Origin of the sequence: Staphylococcus sp. GDH8C109P (genome assembly GCF_017893405.1) — a bacterium.
Lineage (GTDB): Bacteria > Bacillota > Bacilli > Staphylococcales > Staphylococcaceae > Staphylococcus > Staphylococcus cohnii.
This window is the reverse complement of the sequence record NZ_JAESMX010000009.1, coordinates 110,167-130,358: the sequence shown is the minus strand read 5'-3', so window position 1 is coordinate 130,358 and position 20,192 is coordinate 110,167. Positions and strand designations below refer to the sequence as shown.

The following is a 20,192-nucleotide window of genomic DNA, read 5'->3' as shown; positions in this document are numbered from 1 at the left end:
GTGTTATATTCTTTTCGACAGCTACTGTGTAATGTATAGTACTGGATTTACATAGGAGGTAACATATGAATAGCCAATTTAAAAAGGGCGCGCTAGAGCTTATAGTGCTACTTATTATCAAAAGAGATGATCAGTACGGTTACTCGCTCGTTCAAAATATTTCGAGACATATGAGTATTGCAGAAGGAACAGTGTACCCATTGCTACGAAGATTAGTGAAAAATGGAGAACTCACGACATATTACCAACCTTCTTCAGAGGGTCCAGCAAGGAAATATTACAAAGTGACTGACCAAGGTAATGACAGATTAGTTGACTTATTACATGAATGGCGATCGTTTTCGAATATTGTAGAAGTATTTATAAAGGAGAGTGAATGGAATGACTAAAAATGAATTTTTAAAACAGTTGCATAAACATTTGAAACATGATTCTGATGCAGAACGACAAGATATTTTAAATGAGTACGAAACACATTTTTATAGCGGGAAACACATTTTTATAGCGGATTAAAAGAAGGTAAAACAGAAGCACAAATTTCAAAAGAACTAGGTGATCCTAGAACTTTAGCTAAAGAAATGAATGCGACAGCTGCTGTAGAAAAAGCTGCTGACAGTAAAAAATTTGGCGACGTTGGGAACGCCATTTTTGCAGTGATGGGTTTAAGTATATTAAATTTCTTTGTAATTTTAGTACCGTTTATTTTCGTTTTAAGTATCGTTGTTTCATTAATTGTAACGACAATTTCATTCGTTTTAAGTCCAATATTATTATTGGTAAAAGGATTTTTAAGTGGATTTGAAAATGTATTACTTTTTGATGTATATGCAGTAGGTGCACTGTTTGGAATGGGATTAATGTTATTTGTGATTACGTATTTAATTTCTAAAGCATTTTATTTAATTTGTGTGAAGTATCTCAAGTGGAATATAAGTGTTGTGAAAAGGAGTGGGATTTCATGAAGAAAACATTGATTAGTCTTTTTGTAATTGGATTAATTGTAACGATTGTTTGTGGCATTGGTGTAGTAAACCAATTTCAAGTAGAAAGTAAAAAGTCGAAAGAAGTCACAGAGAATTATCATAAAGAATATGATGAAAATAAAGTAAAAAATCTCAATATAGATTTGAACAATAGTAATTTAAAACTTAAAAAAGGTGATCAACTTAAAGTTGAATCACGAGGTTCTAACGACAAAATAAATATGGATACTACTATAAAAAACGGTACGTTATATGTGAAAGATAAATCATTAGATAGCAATGTCGATATTACATTTATGGACTTTAAAAATAATGATGTCATTATCACATTACCTAAATCATTGAGCCATTTAAATGTTAATACTGAATCTGGTTCGATTATGATTGATCAAATAAAAGCGGATTATGCTAAGTTATACGCAGATGTTGGAAAATTAAATATCACGCATGCTAAATTTGATCGTTTAATTGCTGAAGTTGATGTTGCAGATATGTATATGGCAACGACTCAATTTAATTCAGGTGAGTTCGAAGCTGATACTGGATCAATCAATATCAAAGACACGCCTATTGATATACCAATTAAAGTGAAAACGGATGTAGGCAACATAGCAATGGCATATACGAATAATCAGCCTGAAAACACACGCATAGAATTTGATAGCGACGTAGGAGAACTGGACATTAATAATCACTTGTTTAAAAACAAACAAGGAGGTAATGGCTCTAACCTCATTCATATTGAAACGGACACAGGTAATGCAGAAATCAACTAAAATTGAAAATATGAGTAAATAACATCATATGCATTAAGCTACATTGTGTGAGTATAAGCATATCAAAGTCAATTCACTAAAACGATTTTGACTTATGCTCATATTTTAGTTTTCGTATTAAAATTATAGTGATATTGAAAATAATTTATAATTATTTTGTTATTAGCCTGAGAATTGATGAAATTTTAAATTTCTGTGTTTGCTTCTTTTTTGATATACTATAAGCCATATAAAATTACTAGGTTTATAAGGAGGAGTGTTATGCAGGAATTGAATAGAAGTGATAAGCAATATGGTGTTTTAGCACTTCTACCATTAATCATATTTTTAGGGTTATATATTGGTGTAGGACTCACTTTTACCATAATGGGTAAAGAAGACGCGTTTGATCAATTACCAAGACATGTTGCTATTTTTATCGGCATCGTTATCGCTTGGACATGCTATGATAGAAAAATGAAGTTTTCTAAAAAAGTAGAAATATTTACAGCGCATGCAGGCAATTCAGGTATTGTTAATCTAGGCTTGATACTGTTATTAGCAGGCGCTTTTTCTACCGTTACCTCGGAAATGGGTGGTAAGACAGCAATGGTGAATATGGGGCTTACTGTCATCCCACCAAGTCTACTCATACCTGGTATTTTCATTATGAGTGGTTTTGCTGCGCTAACGTTAGGTACTTCTACGGGGGCGCAAGCTGCTTTTATTCCAGTAGGTGTTGCTGTAGCTCAAGCTGCTGATTTAAGTGTCGCAGCAGCAGGTGCCGCTGTTATTGCAGGTGCATATTTTGGTGATAACTTATCCATTATTTCAGATACGACGATTGCAGCTACAAATGGCGTCGGTGCTAAGATGAAAGATAAATTTAAGATGAATGTGTTGATTGCGCTACCTGCTGCACTTATTACTGCAGTTATATATGCAGTTGTGGGTGGAACAGGTAAAGTGGAAGGTGACTTAAGTTTTAATTTTATAAATATACTGCCATATCTATTTGTACTTATAGCAGCAATCGCAGGTTTGGATGTGATTTTAGTGTTGATTATCGGTATCATAATGGCAGGTGTCATTGGTTTGCTTCAAGGCAATTTGGGCATATTCCAGTTTACAAAAGCTATTGGTGAAGGTATGGAAAGCATGTTCCTTATTTTTCTTGTGGCGTTTTTAGTTTCTGGACTTGTGGCATTAATTCGCTATTATGGCGGTGTTGATTGGATTATTAAAACAATGAAAGAAAAAGCAAAAGGCCGAAAAAGTGCAGAATATGTGATTAGTTTAATGTCCGGTGTACTTTCTGCTGCTTTATCACACAATACGTTAGCAATTTTAATTTCTGCGCCTATCGCTAAAGAAATTGGAGATGAATATAAGGTACCTCCTAAACGTATGGCAAGCTTATTAGATATATTCGCATGTTGTGCCTTAATGGTACTGCCGCATGATAGTGGTATGTTAATGGTTGAACAATATGGAGATGTTTCTTATATAGAAGTTTTACAATACACATTTTATCCTGTGATATTTGTCATTTGTACGGTTATTACGATACAATTTGGTTTACTTGATAAAGAAAAAAACCTTTCTAAATAATTTCTATTTTAATTAAGCTAATTATTAGAAAGTGAAAATGATATATCACAGACTAGCCATTCAAAGTGAGCGTTTATAATTCAAATAATTTAATAATATTATAGGGAAGCAGAGATTATATTAAATTTTAATCTCTGTTTCCCTTTTATTAACGCCATGTATCTTGTGGTGGTATGGTAGTACGTTTTGAAATTCTTGAAACGTAGGGATTGCCTTTAACAATAAAGCGAAGCGGTTTTTGCGTCCATTCACCTTTATTAGGAATACCAATTCTCGGTGTTTCCTCAATATGTTTAGGATGTTTACGGTTTTTAGTATCTATTTTTAGATTGCCTTCATTTAATCGTGAACCATCCAAATGTCTCGGTATATTAAATGCTTTAGTCCATTTTCCTGGGCCATTTGTTAATTCAAAGCCATCTTTGTTTCTATTTGAACGCATAGCTTCAATATTCTCTTCTGGTTCAACAGCACGTATCAGGACACCTTCAGGTACACCTTCTAATTGTGTTACAAAGTTGATGAGTAAATGCGTATGCATCACATGGGCATAAATAGTGCCACCAAGTTTATATAATGATTCTACTTTGGGTGTGCGTTTGCCATTAAATCCGTGAGCGGCTTGATCCTTTTCACCAACATAGGCTTCAGTTTCAACGATGTATCCAGTAAATGTATGTAAATCATCTTCGAAAATGACACGCACACCTAATAAATCTTTGGCGATAGTGACTGTATCACGTTGTAAAAAATCCATTTATTAATCCTCCATATAATAGTTTTTGAAATTAAATGTTTTTAAAAATTTTTTATTAAATTGTAAAATTGTGTTACAAGCATGTGAGAATTTTGGTAGAATAACCTTATAAGTTTACTAAAAATTAAAAACTCATAAGTTAAAGTATCAATGACTATATTAAAGTTAAATGAACATTATATCAAATGTACTTGAAACGGGGGGAGCAATTTGGAAAGAAAAATTGGATTTGGAGAAGCATTAAAACTATTTTGGAAAAATTATTTTAACTTCAAAGGCCGTGCACGCAGAAGTGAATATTGGTATATGGTTTTATGGCATATGATTTTTCTAGTACCAGCGTTTGTTGTATATTTCATTGGTTTGATTGCATTAATTAGCGCTGCTGCTTCTCAATCTGAAACGGTCATTATGATAAGCGTAATCTTTCTTATTATCAGTGTGATATATATAGCTGTGTACGGATTAGCTACTTTAATACCTAATTGGGCGATATTTATTAGAAGATTTCATGATACAGGTAGATCGATGTTACTACCACTTATTTATTTAGGTATTTCAGTGTTTTCATATATCATATTTACAGTAATAGCTATACTAGATTCAGATTTCAATCATATAGCAAGTGTGATTTTCATCGTATTGATATACGCATTCTATATAGGTTTTGGTATTTATGCGCTAGTCGTTAGTTGCTTGGATAGTGAACGAAAAACAAATAAATATGGTCCAAGCCATAAATATGCAAACCAATATACTAAAATTGATGACATGTATAGAGAGCAATAGTTAAAATAAACCCAATTATGACAAGTCAAACTGTTAGACTGTTTTTTGTCATAATTGGGTTTTTATAAAGTTTAATTATTAATATATGATAAATTTGGATAATGTTTTCCTAATACGTCATGCAAAGCTTTGTAGCGTTGAAAAAGTACTTCATATTGTTTTACCTTTTTTGGATCAGGCTGTAAACGGTAATAAACAGGTTGTTTCATATGATGTACTGTTTCTTCAAGTGTTTGATAAGCACCACCTACATTTGCACCTAACATTGCTGCACCTAATGCTGTAGCATTGGAAGAATCCATAACGACGACTTCTTTATTTAAGACATTAGTATATATATCTACGAGTAATTCGCTTTTAATTGGTATACCACCAGCAGCATAAACAGTATTAACCGGCATTTGGTTATCTTCAAATTGTTGCATAATTAACTTAGTCCCAAAAGCCGTTGCTTCAATATAAGCACGATGAATCATTTCGAATGGTGTTTGTAACGTTAAGCCAAAGATACTACCAGTAAGGTTACTGTTGCTTAATATACTACGATTACCATTATGCCAATCTAAAACGGTTACGTGCTGTTGATGAATTGGTATCTCAGAAGCTAAATTTTCTAAGTGTTCTAATATAGTAATACCTTCTTTTTCAGCTTGTTTTACTATGGACGCTGGGGCCTGACTAGCTGAATAACTAAATAAATCACCAACTGCAGCTTGACCAGCTTCATAAGCATATAAACCTGGGATAATTGCATCTTTGACTGATCCTGTAATCGCAGGAATTGCAACTTGCTTAGCGTCGAGCATGAGATGACAAGTGCTAGTACCTATAACAGGTATGAATTCACCCTGTTCGATTGCACCAACGCCGAGTACTCCTGAATGAGCATCTATAATATAAGGAGAAATTTGAACTTTATCTGATAGCCCCCATAATTTTTGATAATAAGTAGTTAAAGCCCCTGCACTTTCGCCAATATTTATCACTGGTGCCTCACATTTATTTTTTACAATTGAAGGTAAGTCTTTATCTACCGCTTCAAAAAACGAATAATTAAAGCCATCTTTTTCGTTGTAAAAACCTTTGAACCCTATGCCACAATTTGAACGAATATTGCGATTGGTTAATAAACTAACAATATAATCTCCAGCCTCCATAATATATGCACTCTGCGCTAAAATTTTTGGCGCTTTGTGTTTAACCTCTAATATTTTTGGAATCATCCATTCACTATTAACACTATGACCATAAAAGTCTAACCAATTTGCGTTATATGTGTCATTTATTTTTTTCATAAATGTCGCTTCTTCATGAGCACCATGGTGTTTCCAAAGCTTAACATAAGCATGTGGTTCATCTTTTAATGATTCATGTGTATGTAATGGTTTGAAATGTTCATCTAAAAAGACAATCGTACAACTTGTGAAATCGATTCCCATACCAATTACATTTGATGGATCAATTTTACTTTCTGATAAAACGTGTTGAACACCTTTTTCTAATATATTTGTGTAATCTTCAGCGTTTTGTAAAAAATAATTATGCGGTAAATCATGGCCGTTCAATGAACCTGAAATTGTACCATGAGGATATGCTTCTATGTAGCTAGAAATAATCTCACCATTGGAGGTATCTACGAGAAATACACGACCAGATGCTGTACCAAAATCGATCCCAATACTGTAACTCATGCGGCATTGCCTCCCAATAATCATTTTAATAAGTTCTGATTACTTATTTAATCTAATAATAGTGCTTGCAAAAAACATTGTAAAGATAACAACGTTTTTAGATAATAATGGAAGGTAAGAGTTGATATGAATCATCATACAAATAGGTTAAAAAGCTAAAATACAATTTGAAATGTATATTTAAGGTGCGAAATGTTATTATCAATATATATTCATTCGACTTTAAGGGAGGGAAATCTTATCATGTCCTTAAAAATAGCAAATGTTACAAAAAAATATAAGGATTTTACAGCAGTTAATGACATATCGATAATTTTAGAATCAGGAAAGATGCTAGGATTTTTAGGACGTAATGGTGCAGGAAAGACGACAACTTTTAGAATGATACTTGGTTTGACGCCGATTACAGAAGGACAAATTTTATATAAAGATAAAGCGATTGACCAATCAATATATGATAAAATAGGATATTTGCCTGAAGAACGAGGGTTACATCCGAAAATGAAAGTAGAAGATGAATTGAGATATCTAGCTACATTAAAAGGGATGAAATCAAAAGAGATAAGCAAATCTATTGATTATTGGTTAAATCGTTTTGATATTGAAGAAAATAGAGAAAAGAAAATAGAAGCGTTATCTAAAGGAAATCAGCAAAAAATTCAACTCTTAGCAAGTATGTTACATAATCCAGAATTATTAATCTTGGATGAACCTTTTAGTGGTTTAGATCCAGTTAATGTTGAATTATTAAAATCAGCCGTAAAAGATTTAAATGATGCAGGAACGACGATTATATATAGTTCTCATAGAATGGAACATGTAGAAGAACTATGTGATGATGTTTGCATTTTGAATAAAGGTGAACTTGTTGTTTCTGGGCCAATTGATGAGGTGAAAGCAAATCATGGCAATAAAAGCGTTATAATTGAAACAAATCATGCGATGTCAGAAATAGATGATATTACTGGTGTTATCCAGGTTGAACGTAATAAAAGGGAAATAAGAGCGTTGATAGAAAACGAAGTGATTGCTGAAGAAATATATAATATTGTAGTTCAGTATGGTTTTGTCAAAAGGTTTCAAGTTATAGAACCAACGTTAAATGAGATTTTTATAGATAAAGTAGGTGATGCAAATGGATAAATTTTGGGCTACTTTTTCACTTACGTATAAAAGTAAAGTAAAAACAAAATCATTTATGATTTTCACTGCGATTGTAGTTGTATTAATGTTGGCAGCCGCTAATATTAATAAAATCGTCGATCTATTTGATAATGGCCCTGATAAGATTGGTATTGTAGTTAATCAGGACCAAGTATATAAAGTGATAAAAGCACAAAGTAATCACCTTGATAGTGATGCGAAATTTAAAAAAGTGACTAAATCACAAGCACATCAACAAGTAAAAAATGAAAAGTTAGATAAAGCGTATGTCATTGATTTGCATGATAATCACAAACTGACTGGTAAAATTTTAAGTAAAGATACCGTGTCAAAAACAGATGAACAAAAATTACAAACTACTTTGTCAGCCATTCAAACCAAACTTGTGGCATCTAGTTTAAATCTATCTGAAGATGAGCTAAAACAATTGCAATCTCAAAGTGAAGTAAGCTCACAAGTGCTTTCAGATAGTGCGAACGAGACAAATTTAAGTGAGTCACAAAAAACATTTAATACGATTATCGTTTATGCAGGCATTATGCTCATGTTTTTCATAATCATAAATTATGCCAATCAAGTGGCAATGGAAATTGCAACTGAGAAGACCTCACGTGTCATTGAAATGATTATCACAAGCATATCTCCAGTAACACACATACTTGCAAAATTGTGTGGCGTCATCGCTGTGGCATTAACACAAATTAGTATTTTCATTATTGTAGGCATCATAAGTGTGTTGCTATTTGATATTGGAGATATGCTTAAAGGATTTGATGTTGAGCCTAATGATCTAACAGTACAATTAATTATCGTAGGTATACTTTCTCTTATTTTAGGTATACTTTCTTATATTATATTGGCCGCTATATTGGGTTCGATTACTGCACGAATCGAAGATATTAACCAATCACTTATGCCGATGACTTTGATTAGTATCATTGCATTATATATGGCAATGTTTGGTGTTATAAATCCTGACACGACACTCATAAAAGTTGCAAGTTTTATTCCTTTATTATCTCCCTTTATCATGTTTTTACGTGCATCAACACCTGACGTAGCTACTTGGGAAATTGTAGTAAGTATGAGTTTATCAATATTAACAATATTTATCTTACTTTATATTGCAGTAAGAAGTTATAAAGATACAATATTAAGTTTTGATAAAGGCTTGTTAAAGTCTATGAAACGTGTCTTCAGTAAAAATTAAAGTGTGTTAACAATCATTAAGATAAGTTATAGATAAACCAATAACTTTTTGAAGTGTATTTAAATATATGAGTAGGGGAGTGAAACTAAAACAACATAATGGTTTCATCCCTACTTTTTTATAAAAAATACTTGGAAGCGTGATTTGCAAGTGCATTAAATATGCTAAATAAATCATATCTATAAAAAAACTAGAAAAAACATCACAATTTTAAATAATATTTGATAGAATTAATAATTAGTATAGATAATGATTTGGTTAAGTTGTTACACTATAGGAAAGTAAGATAACTACTTAGGGAAGTAGTAAACTGTTTTAAAATTTTAAATATTAGTGAATGAGGTATTTTGCTCAGTAAATGGGGACATATTGAGCGCATAATTATCTAAGCTAATTTAAAATGCTGTGCAATTCACTTTAAAAGTAATGCATTATTAAACTGATGAGAATATTGTATCTTGTTTAATAAAGCAAGAATGATGTTCGTTACAGTTGTGATTGAAGTTTTATTCAAGATAAAGCTGAAAGTTAAAGTGAATAATAATATGTTTGGTTCGAAAGGGAGTAATTGATGATGTTTGCAAAAGTAGAAAGACAAAGTAATGGTATTGACTTAATTAAAATAGACAATGAAGCAACTAAGATTGTTTTCACGAACTATGGCGCCCGTATCGTGTCATGGAAATATGATGATAACAATATTGTATTAGGTAATGTGGTAGAAGCGGATGAATTCTATCAACAAAACCCTTTTTATTTTGGTGCTACTGTAGGTCGTTATGGCGGACGTATAGCAAATGCTGAGTTTCATTTAGATGGTACAACGTACCGATTAGATACAAACGATGGTGAAAATAATATTCACGGTGGCTTTAAAGGTATAGATAAATGTTATTTCGATTATGAAATATTTGAGCAAGTAGGCCAAGTGAAAATTGTATTTTCTACCACAATTCAGCAGTCAGATGATCATTTCCCAGGAAATATCAATTTAGAGGTGATACATACTTATGATGTTGACCACAAATGGACAATTGAGTATAAAGCTGTAGCTACCGAAAAAACAATTTTTAATCCTATGAATCATGTATACTTTAATTTGAACAGAGACAATAACGTCATCGATAATCATAGCATCTCAAGTTCAGTATTAAAAATGCACTTATTAGACAATAATCATTTTGTAACAAAACAAGAACCATTAAATTTAGAAAGTGTGTTTGAGCGTAGTCAAATTCAATTTAAAGATATTTTTAATAGTGAACACCATGATATTCAAACACAAATGAAACGATATGGTGGTCTGGATCATCCGTTTCAAATTGGAGAGCAAGGTATGACAGTTGAAAATAAGCATTTTCAACTTTCTGTTGAGACAGATATGCCTAATGTCGTGATTTTTACTTTTAATGATACTACGGAATGGGAAAGTGACTTTAATATTTATAAAGCACATTCAGGATTTACATTAGAAACGCAATGCATCCCCAATGATATTAATTTGTATGGAGAAAATGCGCCATCAATATTAGAAGCGAATCAACCTTTTTATTCTAAGACTTCATATAAAATTGCTGAAAAAACAGGTGGGGAAGCAGAATAATATTACTGTGGTTGAATCAAGTACATTGAAGTGATTTAAAGTAATGCAAAATAATCAAGTGATACTTGTGAATAAGCAACCGACGTTTTATAATATCGTGCTATAGAAGATAGGTTTAAAAGAAATACTCAGGTTAGTGAATCTGTATGAATATCATATTTTGTCAGTTACTTAACCTGAGTTTAATAAATGTATAATATTTACAGATGCTTGTTGTACAGGGATCTGTTTTTTTATTGCGCATTAGAATATGGCATTTTAGTATATTGTGATATTTATTTTTGTGCGCGTTTTAGATACTTTTCTAATTTGCGTCGTCTTTCTTCAGTTAAATAAGGATTTTTTAAGGCATAGGCTAAGCGCGCAACATTTTTATTATCATTGTAATAAATATCATTGAGTTCAAATACAGTTAAAAGGGAATCTTGCTCTCCGTATTTTATGAGCTGAAGATGAGATGAGTCGCTAACAAAACCTTCTTTAACTACTCTAAGGTAACAACCAGTTCTACATGTACTAGACATACGTTTAATAAGGTTAGGAATTTTATACTTTTCTTGTATTTTCCAACAAGGTTCTCTAATCTCTGAAACTTCGATAATCGCTTCACCTAATTGAAATTGATCACCAAAATGTAAGTCTTTTTCATCCAAATCTTTGACAGTTAAATTTTCGCCAAACATTGCATACTCTGGTAAAACCGAGACATCATCTTTCCATAAATTATAATTTTTTTCACTATATAAACACACAGCTTTATTGGGACCGCCATGTCCTTTGTATTCTTGCTCATCTTCAGAAAAACCTGTTTTTGAAAGCCACATTCTACCGGTGAAAGGCTGTTTGTTAAGTGCTGAACGCATCGGTCTTTTAGAACTATAAGGTAAATCTTCTATTTTTCCTGTAGCAATCGCTTTTAAATCATAAATCATGACAATCCCCCTTGTTGGTTATGTATTATTATTGTAAAGCACATATTTGATTATGCAAGAAGATATATTAATTTAAAATTTATACATATTTTTTAGCTATGTATTTTTTTCAATCTCATGTACAATAAAGGTGAGAGTAAGTTATGTAAAGGGGACGCATTATGGATACGAAACAGTTGAAAATTAGTACATTTAATGACGCGTTAAGCCAAATCAGCGACGGTATGGTAGTTGGAATTGGTTCTGGTTCAACAATAGAGTTGCTTGTCCCAAAATTAGCTGAGAAATTGAACCATGAACAGATTGATATTACAGGTGTATGCACTTCTAATAAAACCGCTTATATCGCCAAAGAATTAGGTATTCGAGTAGTGGATGTCAATGATATTGAGAAAGTAGACGTTGCAATTGATGGTGCAGACGAAGTGGACAACAATTTGAATTTAATTAAAGGTGGCGGTGGCGCATTATTTAGAGAAAAAGTGATTGACGCCATGGCGGAAAAATTTATTGTTTTAGTCGATGAATCTAAGTGTGTATCATATTTAGGTGAAACGTTTAATTTACCTGTAGAAGTAGATAAATTTAATTGGTTATTAGTTTCTAAAAAAATTGCAGCTTACGATAATTTGCAAGTGATACGTCGGATGGTGGATGATGTCCCATTTATAACTGATAATGGAAATTATATTCTTGATGTTACATTGAATTCATCTATCGATCCTTATGCTATGCATGAATTTTTAATTCATTTAGTAGGTGTCTTAGAAACTGGTTATTTTATCGATGTTACAGATCAAGTCATTATAGGTACACAAAAAGGTGTTAAAATTTTAAATAAATAATAATTTGGTATATTAAAATATAATAAAAGCAGGTTAACTACCGGTATAAATTAAGATAATCATGAGGTTTAGTCATTGTATCTGAATATACGGTAAGTGTAACCTGCTTTTTGTTAATTAGCGACGATGATCACGTTTGTTTTTTAGTTTAAAAGGTGAGCGTTGTCGTTTTTTATTTTGTTGTGTGATTGTCTCAGAAGTATTTTGATCATTATCATGTTCTGTTGATGTTGCTTCTGTTTGTGCTCTCTCAGTAGAATTTTCAACAGCACCGTTTACCTGTGTTTTAACATGTTTGTGTTCTCCTTGAACGTCGTTGTTCTCAGGTGTTTGTGGTGTGTTTTCATCTATAATATTGTTTCGACTGTCATCATGATTTGTTTGTTGGTGATTATTTTGAGTGTCAGTATCATCCATAAGTTCAGTTGATGTTTTTGAGTCAGCATCATCTGAATTTATATGTTTGTCTGTTGCCTCTTCAGTTTGAGAAGTAGTAGATTCACTGTGCTCGTCATCTTCTGTATGAACTTGTGCTTTTGTTGTTGCATCATCGGGTGTTTCACTGCTGTCTTCTTCTTGAGGTGCTTCTGAATATTCATTAACGTGGTCCAAATAATTATTATTATCGACTTCATCTAAACTGCGCTTTGTAAAGAAATAGAGTATCGCGCGAATAATAATACTTAATAAAATGTAAACGACTGCTACAGCTGATGTAGATAGTGCAATTACTTTCATTGCGAAAACACTGCCGAGCTCTTCATTGAATAAGAAAACAAGACCAAATGACATTGCTGCATGGAATATCGTTGCGATATAAATCGTGCGTCCTTTTGTAGCACGAATCAATTCACCTATAATCATAGAGAATGCAAATGTATATAATAAACCATATAAAGTATATTCAAGACTAAATACCATGTTTATATTCCAAATAGAATATAATATACCAACAATAATTGATGCAAAAAATGTATTCATTTTCGTTTCTATAATGTTTTGCAAGTAAGAACGGAAACCGAACTCTATTAAGAATGCCATCACTAGCTGTCCGAGTATAATTGCAGTTATAGAAACTGATAAATCTTCTGCTTGTAATAATACAAAACTATCTGCAAAGATGTTGAAGCTTACCATAGCAATCAAGAAAATGACTAAAGGTAATATAAATGCAAGTAGAATTCGTTCAATCACTTTTAAATCTATTGTTAGTTTTAAACCAGATAACTGCGCTTTGCGATTACTAAAAACAATAATACAAATAAGCGCAGCAATAAATGGTGCTATAGCACTTAAGTCAAAGACAAAAGTTTTAAGTGAAATAGTACTTTGTAAATCTTTTAGTATAATAGGAGCTGCATAAGCAATAATAAAGAAAATAAAAATCATTATTGCCCATTGAAAACCTGATATACGTTGTTTATTCATTATGTAACCTCCAATAGGGTTCAGAAAATCATTTATCACTAATTATACATATTTATTAATCAGAAATAAATTAAATTTAGATATTTATCATTGAAATGTAATAGTAATGCCAAAACTAACATCTAAATGAAATAATTAATTGTAATTTGAAAAATTAAGCAGCTGAATATTGGGTAAATAAAAGCATAAATTGAATTGAATTCAATGTAAGCGTATACTTTTATATGAGGATATTGTTTTAAAAGGAGGAGAATTATGTATAAATTAGCACAGCGCGATTTATGGACAGGTAGAGTCGATAGTGAAACAGATTCATCTCAATTTAGACATTTTCAAACTGTAAATTTTAGGAATATCAAAGATGACTATCGTGAGAAACGCCAAGGTGTGGGGTTATTAGGTTACGCAGTAGACAAGGGTGTTGAATTGAACAAAGGAAGATTAGGTACAAAAGAAGGTCCCGACGCAATTAAGAAAGCATTTGCCAATCTACCTGTGTTGAGTGACTGCAAGATATATGATTATGGTAATGTAGAACATGATCACAATCACTTAGAAGATACCCAAAAAGAATTCGCACAATATGTTGCAACCTCAATCCAAAGACATAAACAGACGTTCTTATTGGGAGGCGGACATGATATCGCTTATGCCCAGTATTTAGGCATAAGAGAAGTTTATCCTGATGCTTCTTTAGGTATTATTAATATTGATGCGCATTTTGATACCAGAGCAGAAGCACAGTCCACTTCTGGAACGAGTTTTAGGCAGATTTTAGATCAAGATAATCAAGCAGACTATTTAGTATTAGGCATACAACAAGGTGGTAATACACAAGGCCTATTTGATTATGCAAACGAAAAAGATATCGGCTTTGTTTATGCCGAGGAATTATTACATCAAATATCTCCTCCTGTAAAAGATAAGGTAGAACGTTTTATACACAACCATGACGTTATTATGTTCACAATATGTATGGATGTTATCGATAGCGCATACGCACCAGGCGTAAGTGCTAATGCAGTATTAGGCCTATTTCCACATATTGTACTTGAACTTGCCAAACGTATTATCCCAAATGAAAAAGTCTCAACGATTAGCATTGCTGAAACCAACCCTAAATATGATGTCGATAATCGTACAGCAAAGCTCTCAGCTAATTTTTTACATCATTTTATTCTTTAATATTCCAATAATAAAGACATAAATCTATAAAGGAAAGTACTCGTTCAGGGTGCTTTCTTTTTTTTAAGTAATTGATGTAAATCGTACGACTGAGTGTTGGCTTAATTTCAATTGCATCTAAATCTCGTGCATTAAAAGATTGGTAATAGACACGTGGTATGACTGCATAACCTAATCCTCGATGAACGAAATTAGTTGAAGCTTCAAAGCGGTCGGCTTCAATAATAATATTTGGATGAATATTTAGACGGTTAAAATAGTCATCTAAATGCTTGCGTACTTGTGAACCTTTTGTAGGTAAAATTAGTGGTAAAGATTTAATAGAAACTTTTTTGCTATTCGGGAATGTATTTTTAGGCGTTATGAGTACATAAGATTCTTTATATAGTGGGACAGAGTGTATATCGTCATGGACAATCTGCTCATTTGTTAGGCCTAGATGATTTTCAAAATTTAAAAGTCGCTCTAATATGGTGCTCTGATCATGTACTTCTGAAGCATGATATGTTTGGTCTGCATATTCCTTTTGATGCATAGCAACTACTTGTGAGATCCATTGATTGGAAGATTCAAGAATAGAAAATTTTATTTTAGGTGCATGCCCCATTTTTAAATCATACATTTTTTCCAGCGTTTGATGATAACTTTGCACGAGTTGAACGGCATAGTTATAAAAATGGATACCTTTTTCTGTAATTTTAATATCCTTTGTAGTTCTTAAAAATAAATCATAACCTAAATCTGCTTCTATTTTTTTAATTGTATTCGTTAAAGACGGTTGGCTTATATGTAAAAAATCTGCAGCCTTTGTAAAACTATTATATTTAACGACAGCAATAAAATATTCTAATTGAATAATTTTCAAATGAATGTCACTCCTAAATGATTCGTGTATTTATAGTTTAAAGCTATTAATAATTAGTTTATTGATATTGGTAGTCTATATAATAACATATTATACTTTTAGATATAGAGGGAGTCGTACTTTCATGTTAGGGGCGTGAAGTACATGTGGAGATTTTTCATTTATAGCTTGATTGGTATTATTTTTTTCTTTGTTCCTGTGACTATACAAGGTCAATCAACAATTATGATTGATCATATTGTGCAATGGATCACACTAATAGTGAAACCTGTTTTACCATATTATGTATTGATTTTAATTATTATAGGTGCAATTCATCCATTTCTTAATCAGCGGTGGAATGAATCGAAAACAAACATAATCTTTAGTTTATTTAAAGTAGCAGGGGTATTCATTGCTTTCATGGTTGTTTTCAATATAGGGCCTGCTTTTGTTTTAAAAGAAAGTATCGGACCATTTTTATACGAAAAGCTAGCGATACCATTAAGTGTTTTAATTCCTATAGGAGCGATATTTTTATCATTTTTAGTAGGTTTCGGATTGTTAGAGTTTATCGATGTGATTTGTCGTCCGATAATGCGACCAATATTTAAGACGCCAGGAAAATCAGCTGTCGATGCAGTAGCATCATTTGTTGGTAGTTATTCAATAGGATTGCTGATAACAAACAAAGTCTACAAGAGTGGTAGTTACACACATAAAGAAGCTGTAGTTGTAGCAACTGGATTTTCTACGGTTTCCGCTACGTTTATGATTATTGTAGCTAACACACTAGGTATTATTCAGCATTGGAATTTATATTTTTGGTTTACACTCGTAGTGACATTTATTGTTACTGCTATTACCGTACAACTCCCACCTATCAGATTTGAAAAGCATACGACATATAAAGATCAACCATATCAAGAAGAGATTCGCAGAAACATGCCATTGTTAAAAGAGTCTTGGTTAGAAGCAAAATTAGCAGTGAAACAGTCTAAGTCATTAATTGACAATGTATTTGAAAATTTAAGAGATGGTGTCGTAATGACTATAGCTATTTTACCTTCTATCATGTCAATTGGTTTTCTAGGACTAGTAATCACAGAATTCACACCAGTAATCGAATATATATCTTACATCTTTTATCCATTTATCAGCATTTTCCCAGTAGAAAATGTGGGAGTATTAGCACAGGCTTCAACGATTTCAATTGTTGAAATGTTATTACCCGCTGCAATTGCACAATCAGCTGATTTAGCAACAAGGTTTACAGTAGCAGTAATGAGTGTTTCAGCGATTATCTTTTTTTCAAGCGTTGTTCCGGTCATATTATCTACAGAAATTAAAATTTCGATAGGAAAACTTGTGCTTATTTGGTTTGAAAGAGTAGTACTAACACTACTGATTACAATTCCGTTTGCATTATGGATATTTTAAATATCAAAACAAAGGTTCAATTTAAATCGATGAAGGAGAGATTTTTCATGAAAAAAATTAAAGCAAAAAAAGGTTTAGAGATTGAGTGTAAAGGTTGGGAACAAGAAGCAGTGTTACGAATGCTATATAATAATTTAGATCCTGAAGTTGCAGAAAGACCTGAAGATTTGGTTGTCTATGGTGGCATAGGTAAAGCAGCTCGCAACTGGGAAGCCTTTGAAGCGATTGAATCCACGCTGCGTTCATTAGAAGCTGATGAAACGATGTTAGTCCAATCAGGTAAACCAGTTGCTGTATTTAAAACACATGAAGAAGCACCACGTGTATTACTTTCTAATTCTGTATTAGTACCTGAATGGGCAAACTGGGATCATTTTAATGAATTAGATCAAAAAGGATTAATGATGTACGGCCAAATGACTGCGGGTAGTTGGATTTACATAGGTTCACAAGGTATCGTTCAAGGTACATACGAGACATTTGGTGAACTCGCTAATCAACATTTTAATGGCAAATTAAATGGGACGGTTACGCTAACTGCTGGTCTTGGCGGTATGGGTGGTGCGCAACCATTGGCAGTTACAATGAATGGCGGTGTTGTCATTGGTGTTGACGTAGATGAAACCCGCATTGATAAGCGTATTGATACACGTTATTGTGACGTGAAGACACGAGACTTAGATGAAGCTTTAACTTTAGCAGAAGACGCACGTAAACAGGGCAAGCCATTATCTATTGGATTGGTAGGTAATGCGGTCGATGTACATCAAGCAATTTTAGATAAAGGATTTAGCATTGATATTATTACGGATCAAACGAGTGCACACGATCCTTTAAATGGATATGTGCCACAAGGGTATTCATTACAAGAAGCAAGTGCACTACGCAATAAAGATCCAAAATAATATGTAAAAGAATCTCAAGCGTCAATGCATAAACACGTCTCATTGATGTTAGAATTTCAAAAACAAGGTGCGGTCGCTTTTGATTATGGAAATAATATAAGACAAGTCGCATACAATGACGGCTTAAAAAATGCTTTTGATTTTCCTGGATTTGTGCCAGCATATATCAGACCATTATTCTGTGAAGGTAAGGGACCATTTAGGTTTGCAGCATTAAGCGGAGATCCTAAAGACATTGAACGTGCAGATGAAGAAATGAGAAAGCTATTTCCTGAAAATGAAAAACTTATTCGTTGGTTAGATTTAGCACAAGAGAAAATTGCATTTCAAGGATTGCCTTCAAGAATTGCATGGTTAGGTTATGGAGAACGTGCAAAAATGGGATTGGCATTAAATAGACTTGTACGTGAAGGTGAAATTTCTGCACCAATTGTAATTGGTCGAGATCATTTAGATTCAGGTTCAGTAGCTAGTCCTAATCGTGAGACTGAAGGCATGAAGGATGGATCAGATGCTGTAGGAGACTGGGCAATATTAAATGCGTTAATCAATACTGCAGCAGGTGGATCTTGGATTTCATTCCATCATGGTGGAGGTGTTGGAATGGGTTATTCATTACATGCCGGCATGGTAGTTGTTGCTGATGGTTCAGAAAGGGCAGACAAACGGTTAGGACGAGTATTAACTACAGATCCGGGTATGGGAGTAGTAAGACATGCTGATGCAGGATATGAATCAGCGATTAATGTAGCAAATGAAAAAGGTATTCACATTCCAATGATTACAGGGAAAGGAGATAAAAAATGAACGACTTAATCATTCAAAACATTAAACAACTAATTTTACCGAAGGCTACCAATCGCCCTTTAAAAGGCAAAGAATTAGATGATTTAAACATTATTGAAAATGGAACAGTAGTTGTGCAAGATGGCAAGATTGTTTATGCTGGTGAACATTCTGAGGCTTATGAAGCAAATGAGACAATAGATGCCTCAGGAAAAGTCGTTTCACCTGCATTAGTAGAAGCACATACGCATCTCGTACATGGTGGCTCACGTGAACATGAGATGTCACTCAAACGTCAAGATGTCTCTTATTTAGAAATACTTGAACAAGGTGGCGGCATATTATCTACTGTAGAAGCTACACGTCAAGCGACAGAAGACGAACTTTTTGAAAAAGCAGAAAAAAACCTATTAACCATGTTACAACACGGTGTCTTAGCAGTTGAAAGTAAGAGTGGTTATGGATTAGATAAAGAAAATGAACTTAAACAATTGCGTGTTTCAAACCGATTAGCAAAAAAATATAATTTAGACATGAAACATACTTTCCTTGGGCCACATGCTGTACCAAAGGATGCGAAGTCTAACCAAGCTTTCTTACAAGAAATGATAGATTTATTGCCAGAAGTTAAACCGTATGCTGACTTTGCTGATATTTTCTGTGAAACAGGTGTGTTCACTGTAGAAGAATCTAAAGCTTATATGGAAGCGGCTAAAAAACAAGGCTTTGATGTTAAAATTCATGCAGATGAAATTGATCCATTAGGTGGTTTAGAACTTGCAATTGATGAAAATGCAATCTCTGCAGATCATTTGGTAGCATCTAGTGAAAAAGGCAAACAAAAATTGAAAGATAGTGATACCGTTGCGGTATTACTGCCAGGTACAACTTTTTATCTTGATAAGGAATCATATGCAGATGCAAGAGGTATGTTAGATAACGACGGCGCTATTGCCATAGCTACTGACTTCAATCCAGGTAGCTGTGTGACTAATAATTTACAATTAGTGATGTCTATTGCAGCATTAAAATTAAAATTATCCCCAAATGAAATTTGGAATGCAGTGACAGTGAATGCAGCTAAAGCGATTAATGTTGATGCAGGTACCATCAATAAGGGTGATAAAGCAAATATTGTAATTTGGGATGCACCGAATCATGAATATATTCCTTATCATTATGGTATTAATCACGCAGAAAGAGTGATTAAAGATGGCAAGGTACTATTTGATAATCGCATAAAACTTTAAAAGTGAAACTGTAA

General features: G+C 32.9%; 18 protein-coding genes and 1 pseudogene. 14 read left to right on the top strand and 5 right to left on the bottom strand.

Annotated elements, in window-relative coordinates; all coding sequences use genetic code 11:
- The first annotated feature begins 65 nt into the window (after window positions 1-65).
- The 5 genes from KA867_RS02525 (at window position 66) to KA867_RS02510 (ending at window position 3,349) form a co-directional block, all read left to right on the top strand.
- Entirely contained in the window at window positions 66-389 is a 324-nt protein-coding gene (locus KA867_RS02525; protein WP_107384617.1) for a PadR family transcriptional regulator, read from the top strand.
- Entirely contained in the window at window positions 382-513 is a 132-nt protein-coding gene (locus KA867_RS13365; RefSeq protein WP_245355900.1) for an HAAS signaling domain-containing protein, read from the top strand. Before KA867_RS02525 ends, KA867_RS13365 begins: the two co-directional genes overlap by 8 nt.
- Before the next feature lie 65 nt (window positions 514-578).
- Entirely contained in the window at window positions 579-962 is a 384-nt protein-coding gene (locus tag KA867_RS02520; RefSeq protein ID WP_481906150.1) for a DUF1700 domain-containing protein, read from the top strand.
- A complete protein-coding gene (locus KA867_RS02515) occupies window positions 959-1,759 on the top strand; it encodes a DUF4097 family beta strand repeat-containing protein (protein ID WP_210136977.1) in 801 nt (266 codons plus the stop codon). Before KA867_RS02520 ends, KA867_RS02515 begins: the two co-directional genes overlap by 4 nt.
- Window positions 1,760-2,020: 261 nt before the next feature.
- A complete protein-coding gene (locus tag KA867_RS02510) occupies window positions 2,021-3,349 on the top strand; it encodes a Na+/H+ antiporter NhaC family protein (RefSeq protein WP_210136976.1) in 1,329 nt (442 codons plus the stop codon).
- A gap of 148 nt (window positions 3,350-3,497) precedes the next feature.
- Here the strand turns inward: KA867_RS02510 and KA867_RS02505 are convergent, their stop codons facing one another.
- Window positions 3,498-4,106, bottom strand: a complete 609-nt coding sequence (locus KA867_RS02505; protein ID WP_107505086.1) for a DNA-3-methyladenine glycosylase — start codon at window positions 4,104-4,106, stop codon at window positions 3,498-3,500.
- 210 nt (window positions 4,107-4,316) lie between these two features.
- Between KA867_RS02505 and KA867_RS02500 the strand changes: the two genes are divergently transcribed.
- Window positions 4,317-4,895, top strand: coding sequence for a DUF805 domain-containing protein (locus KA867_RS02500; protein ID WP_210136975.1), 579 nt, complete (start codon window positions 4,317-4,319; stop codon window positions 4,893-4,895).
- 71 nt (window positions 4,896-4,966) lie between these two features.
- On the opposite strand, the gene KA867_RS02495 is transcribed toward KA867_RS02500, so the two are convergent.
- Window positions 4,967-6,586 carry a ribulokinase gene (locus tag KA867_RS02495; protein ID WP_210136974.1) on the bottom strand — a complete coding sequence of 540 codons (1,620 nt, stop codon included), beginning with the start codon at window positions 6,584-6,586 and terminating at the stop codon, window positions 4,967-4,969.
- A 243-nt stretch (window positions 6,587-6,829) separates the two neighbouring features.
- Between KA867_RS02495 and KA867_RS02490 the strand changes: the two genes are divergently transcribed.
- From KA867_RS02490 to KA867_RS02480, 3 genes are all read left to right on the top strand, one after another.
- Complete coding sequence (locus KA867_RS02490; RefSeq protein ID WP_210136973.1) at window positions 6,830-7,729, top strand: ABC transporter ATP-binding protein; 900 nt, start codon at window positions 6,830-6,832, stop codon at window positions 7,727-7,729.
- Window positions 7,722-8,960, top strand: a complete 1,239-nt coding sequence (locus tag KA867_RS02485) for an ABC transporter permease (RefSeq protein ID WP_107384624.1) — start codon at window positions 7,722-7,724, stop codon at window positions 8,958-8,960. The genes KA867_RS02490 and KA867_RS02485 overlap by 8 nt, the downstream gene beginning before the upstream one ends.
- 574 nt (window positions 8,961-9,534) lie before the next feature.
- Complete coding sequence (locus tag KA867_RS02480; RefSeq protein ID WP_183076697.1) at window positions 9,535-10,563, top strand: aldose epimerase family protein; 1,029 nt, start codon at window positions 9,535-9,537, stop codon at window positions 10,561-10,563.
- A 275-nt stretch (window positions 10,564-10,838) separates the two neighbouring features.
- Here KA867_RS02480 and KA867_RS02475 read toward each other — a convergent pair whose 3' ends face one another.
- Window positions 10,839-11,495, bottom strand: a complete 657-nt coding sequence (locus tag KA867_RS02475) for an MOSC domain-containing protein (protein WP_210136972.1) — start codon at window positions 11,493-11,495, stop codon at window positions 10,839-10,841.
- A 158-nt stretch (window positions 11,496-11,653) separates the two neighbouring features.
- Between KA867_RS02475 and KA867_RS02470 the strand changes: the two genes are divergently transcribed.
- Complete coding sequence (locus KA867_RS02470; RefSeq protein WP_210137170.1) at window positions 11,654-12,340, top strand: ribose 5-phosphate isomerase A; 687 nt, start codon at window positions 11,654-11,656, stop codon at window positions 12,338-12,340.
- Window positions 12,341-12,457: 117 nt separating this feature from the next.
- Here KA867_RS02470 and sdpC read toward each other — a convergent pair whose 3' ends face one another.
- Window positions 12,458-13,768, bottom strand: coding sequence for a peptidoglycan release complex CPBP-like subunit SdpC (sdpC, locus tag KA867_RS02465; RefSeq protein WP_210136971.1), 1,311 nt, complete (start codon window positions 13,766-13,768; stop codon window positions 12,458-12,460).
- Window positions 13,769-14,023: 255 nt separating this feature from the next.
- Between sdpC and hutG the strand changes: the two genes are divergently transcribed.
- Window positions 14,024-14,953: a formimidoylglutamase gene (gene hutG, locus KA867_RS02460; RefSeq protein ID WP_210136970.1), complete on the top strand. Its 930-nt coding sequence runs from the start codon at window positions 14,024-14,026 to the stop codon at window positions 14,951-14,953.
- On the opposite strand, the gene KA867_RS02455 is transcribed toward hutG, so the two are convergent.
- Window positions 14,943-15,818, bottom strand: coding sequence for a LysR family transcriptional regulator (locus KA867_RS02455; protein ID WP_210136969.1), 876 nt, complete (start codon window positions 15,816-15,818; stop codon window positions 14,943-14,945). The two genes, hutG and KA867_RS02455, sit on opposite strands and share 11 nt — an antisense overlap.
- A 144-nt stretch (window positions 15,819-15,962) precedes the next feature.
- Here KA867_RS02455 and KA867_RS02450 point away from each other — a divergent pair, with 144 nt between their 5' ends.
- The 3 genes and pseudogenes from KA867_RS02450 (at window position 15,963) to hutI (ending at window position 20,178) form a co-directional block, all read left to right on the top strand.
- Window positions 15,963-17,237, top strand: a complete 1,275-nt coding sequence (locus tag KA867_RS02450) for a YjiH family protein (RefSeq protein ID WP_210136968.1) — start codon at window positions 15,963-15,965, stop codon at window positions 17,235-17,237.
- Between the two features lie 47 nt (window positions 17,238-17,284).
- Window positions 17,285-18,949: pseudogene (gene hutU, locus KA867_RS02445) on the top strand (urocanate hydratase).
- Entirely contained in the window at window positions 18,946-20,178 is a 1,233-nt protein-coding gene (gene hutI / locus KA867_RS02440) for an imidazolonepropionase (RefSeq protein ID WP_210136967.1), read from the top strand. The pseudogene hutU and the gene hutI overlap by 4 nt, the downstream one beginning before the upstream one ends.
- Window positions 20,179-20,192: the final 14 nt, after the last annotated feature.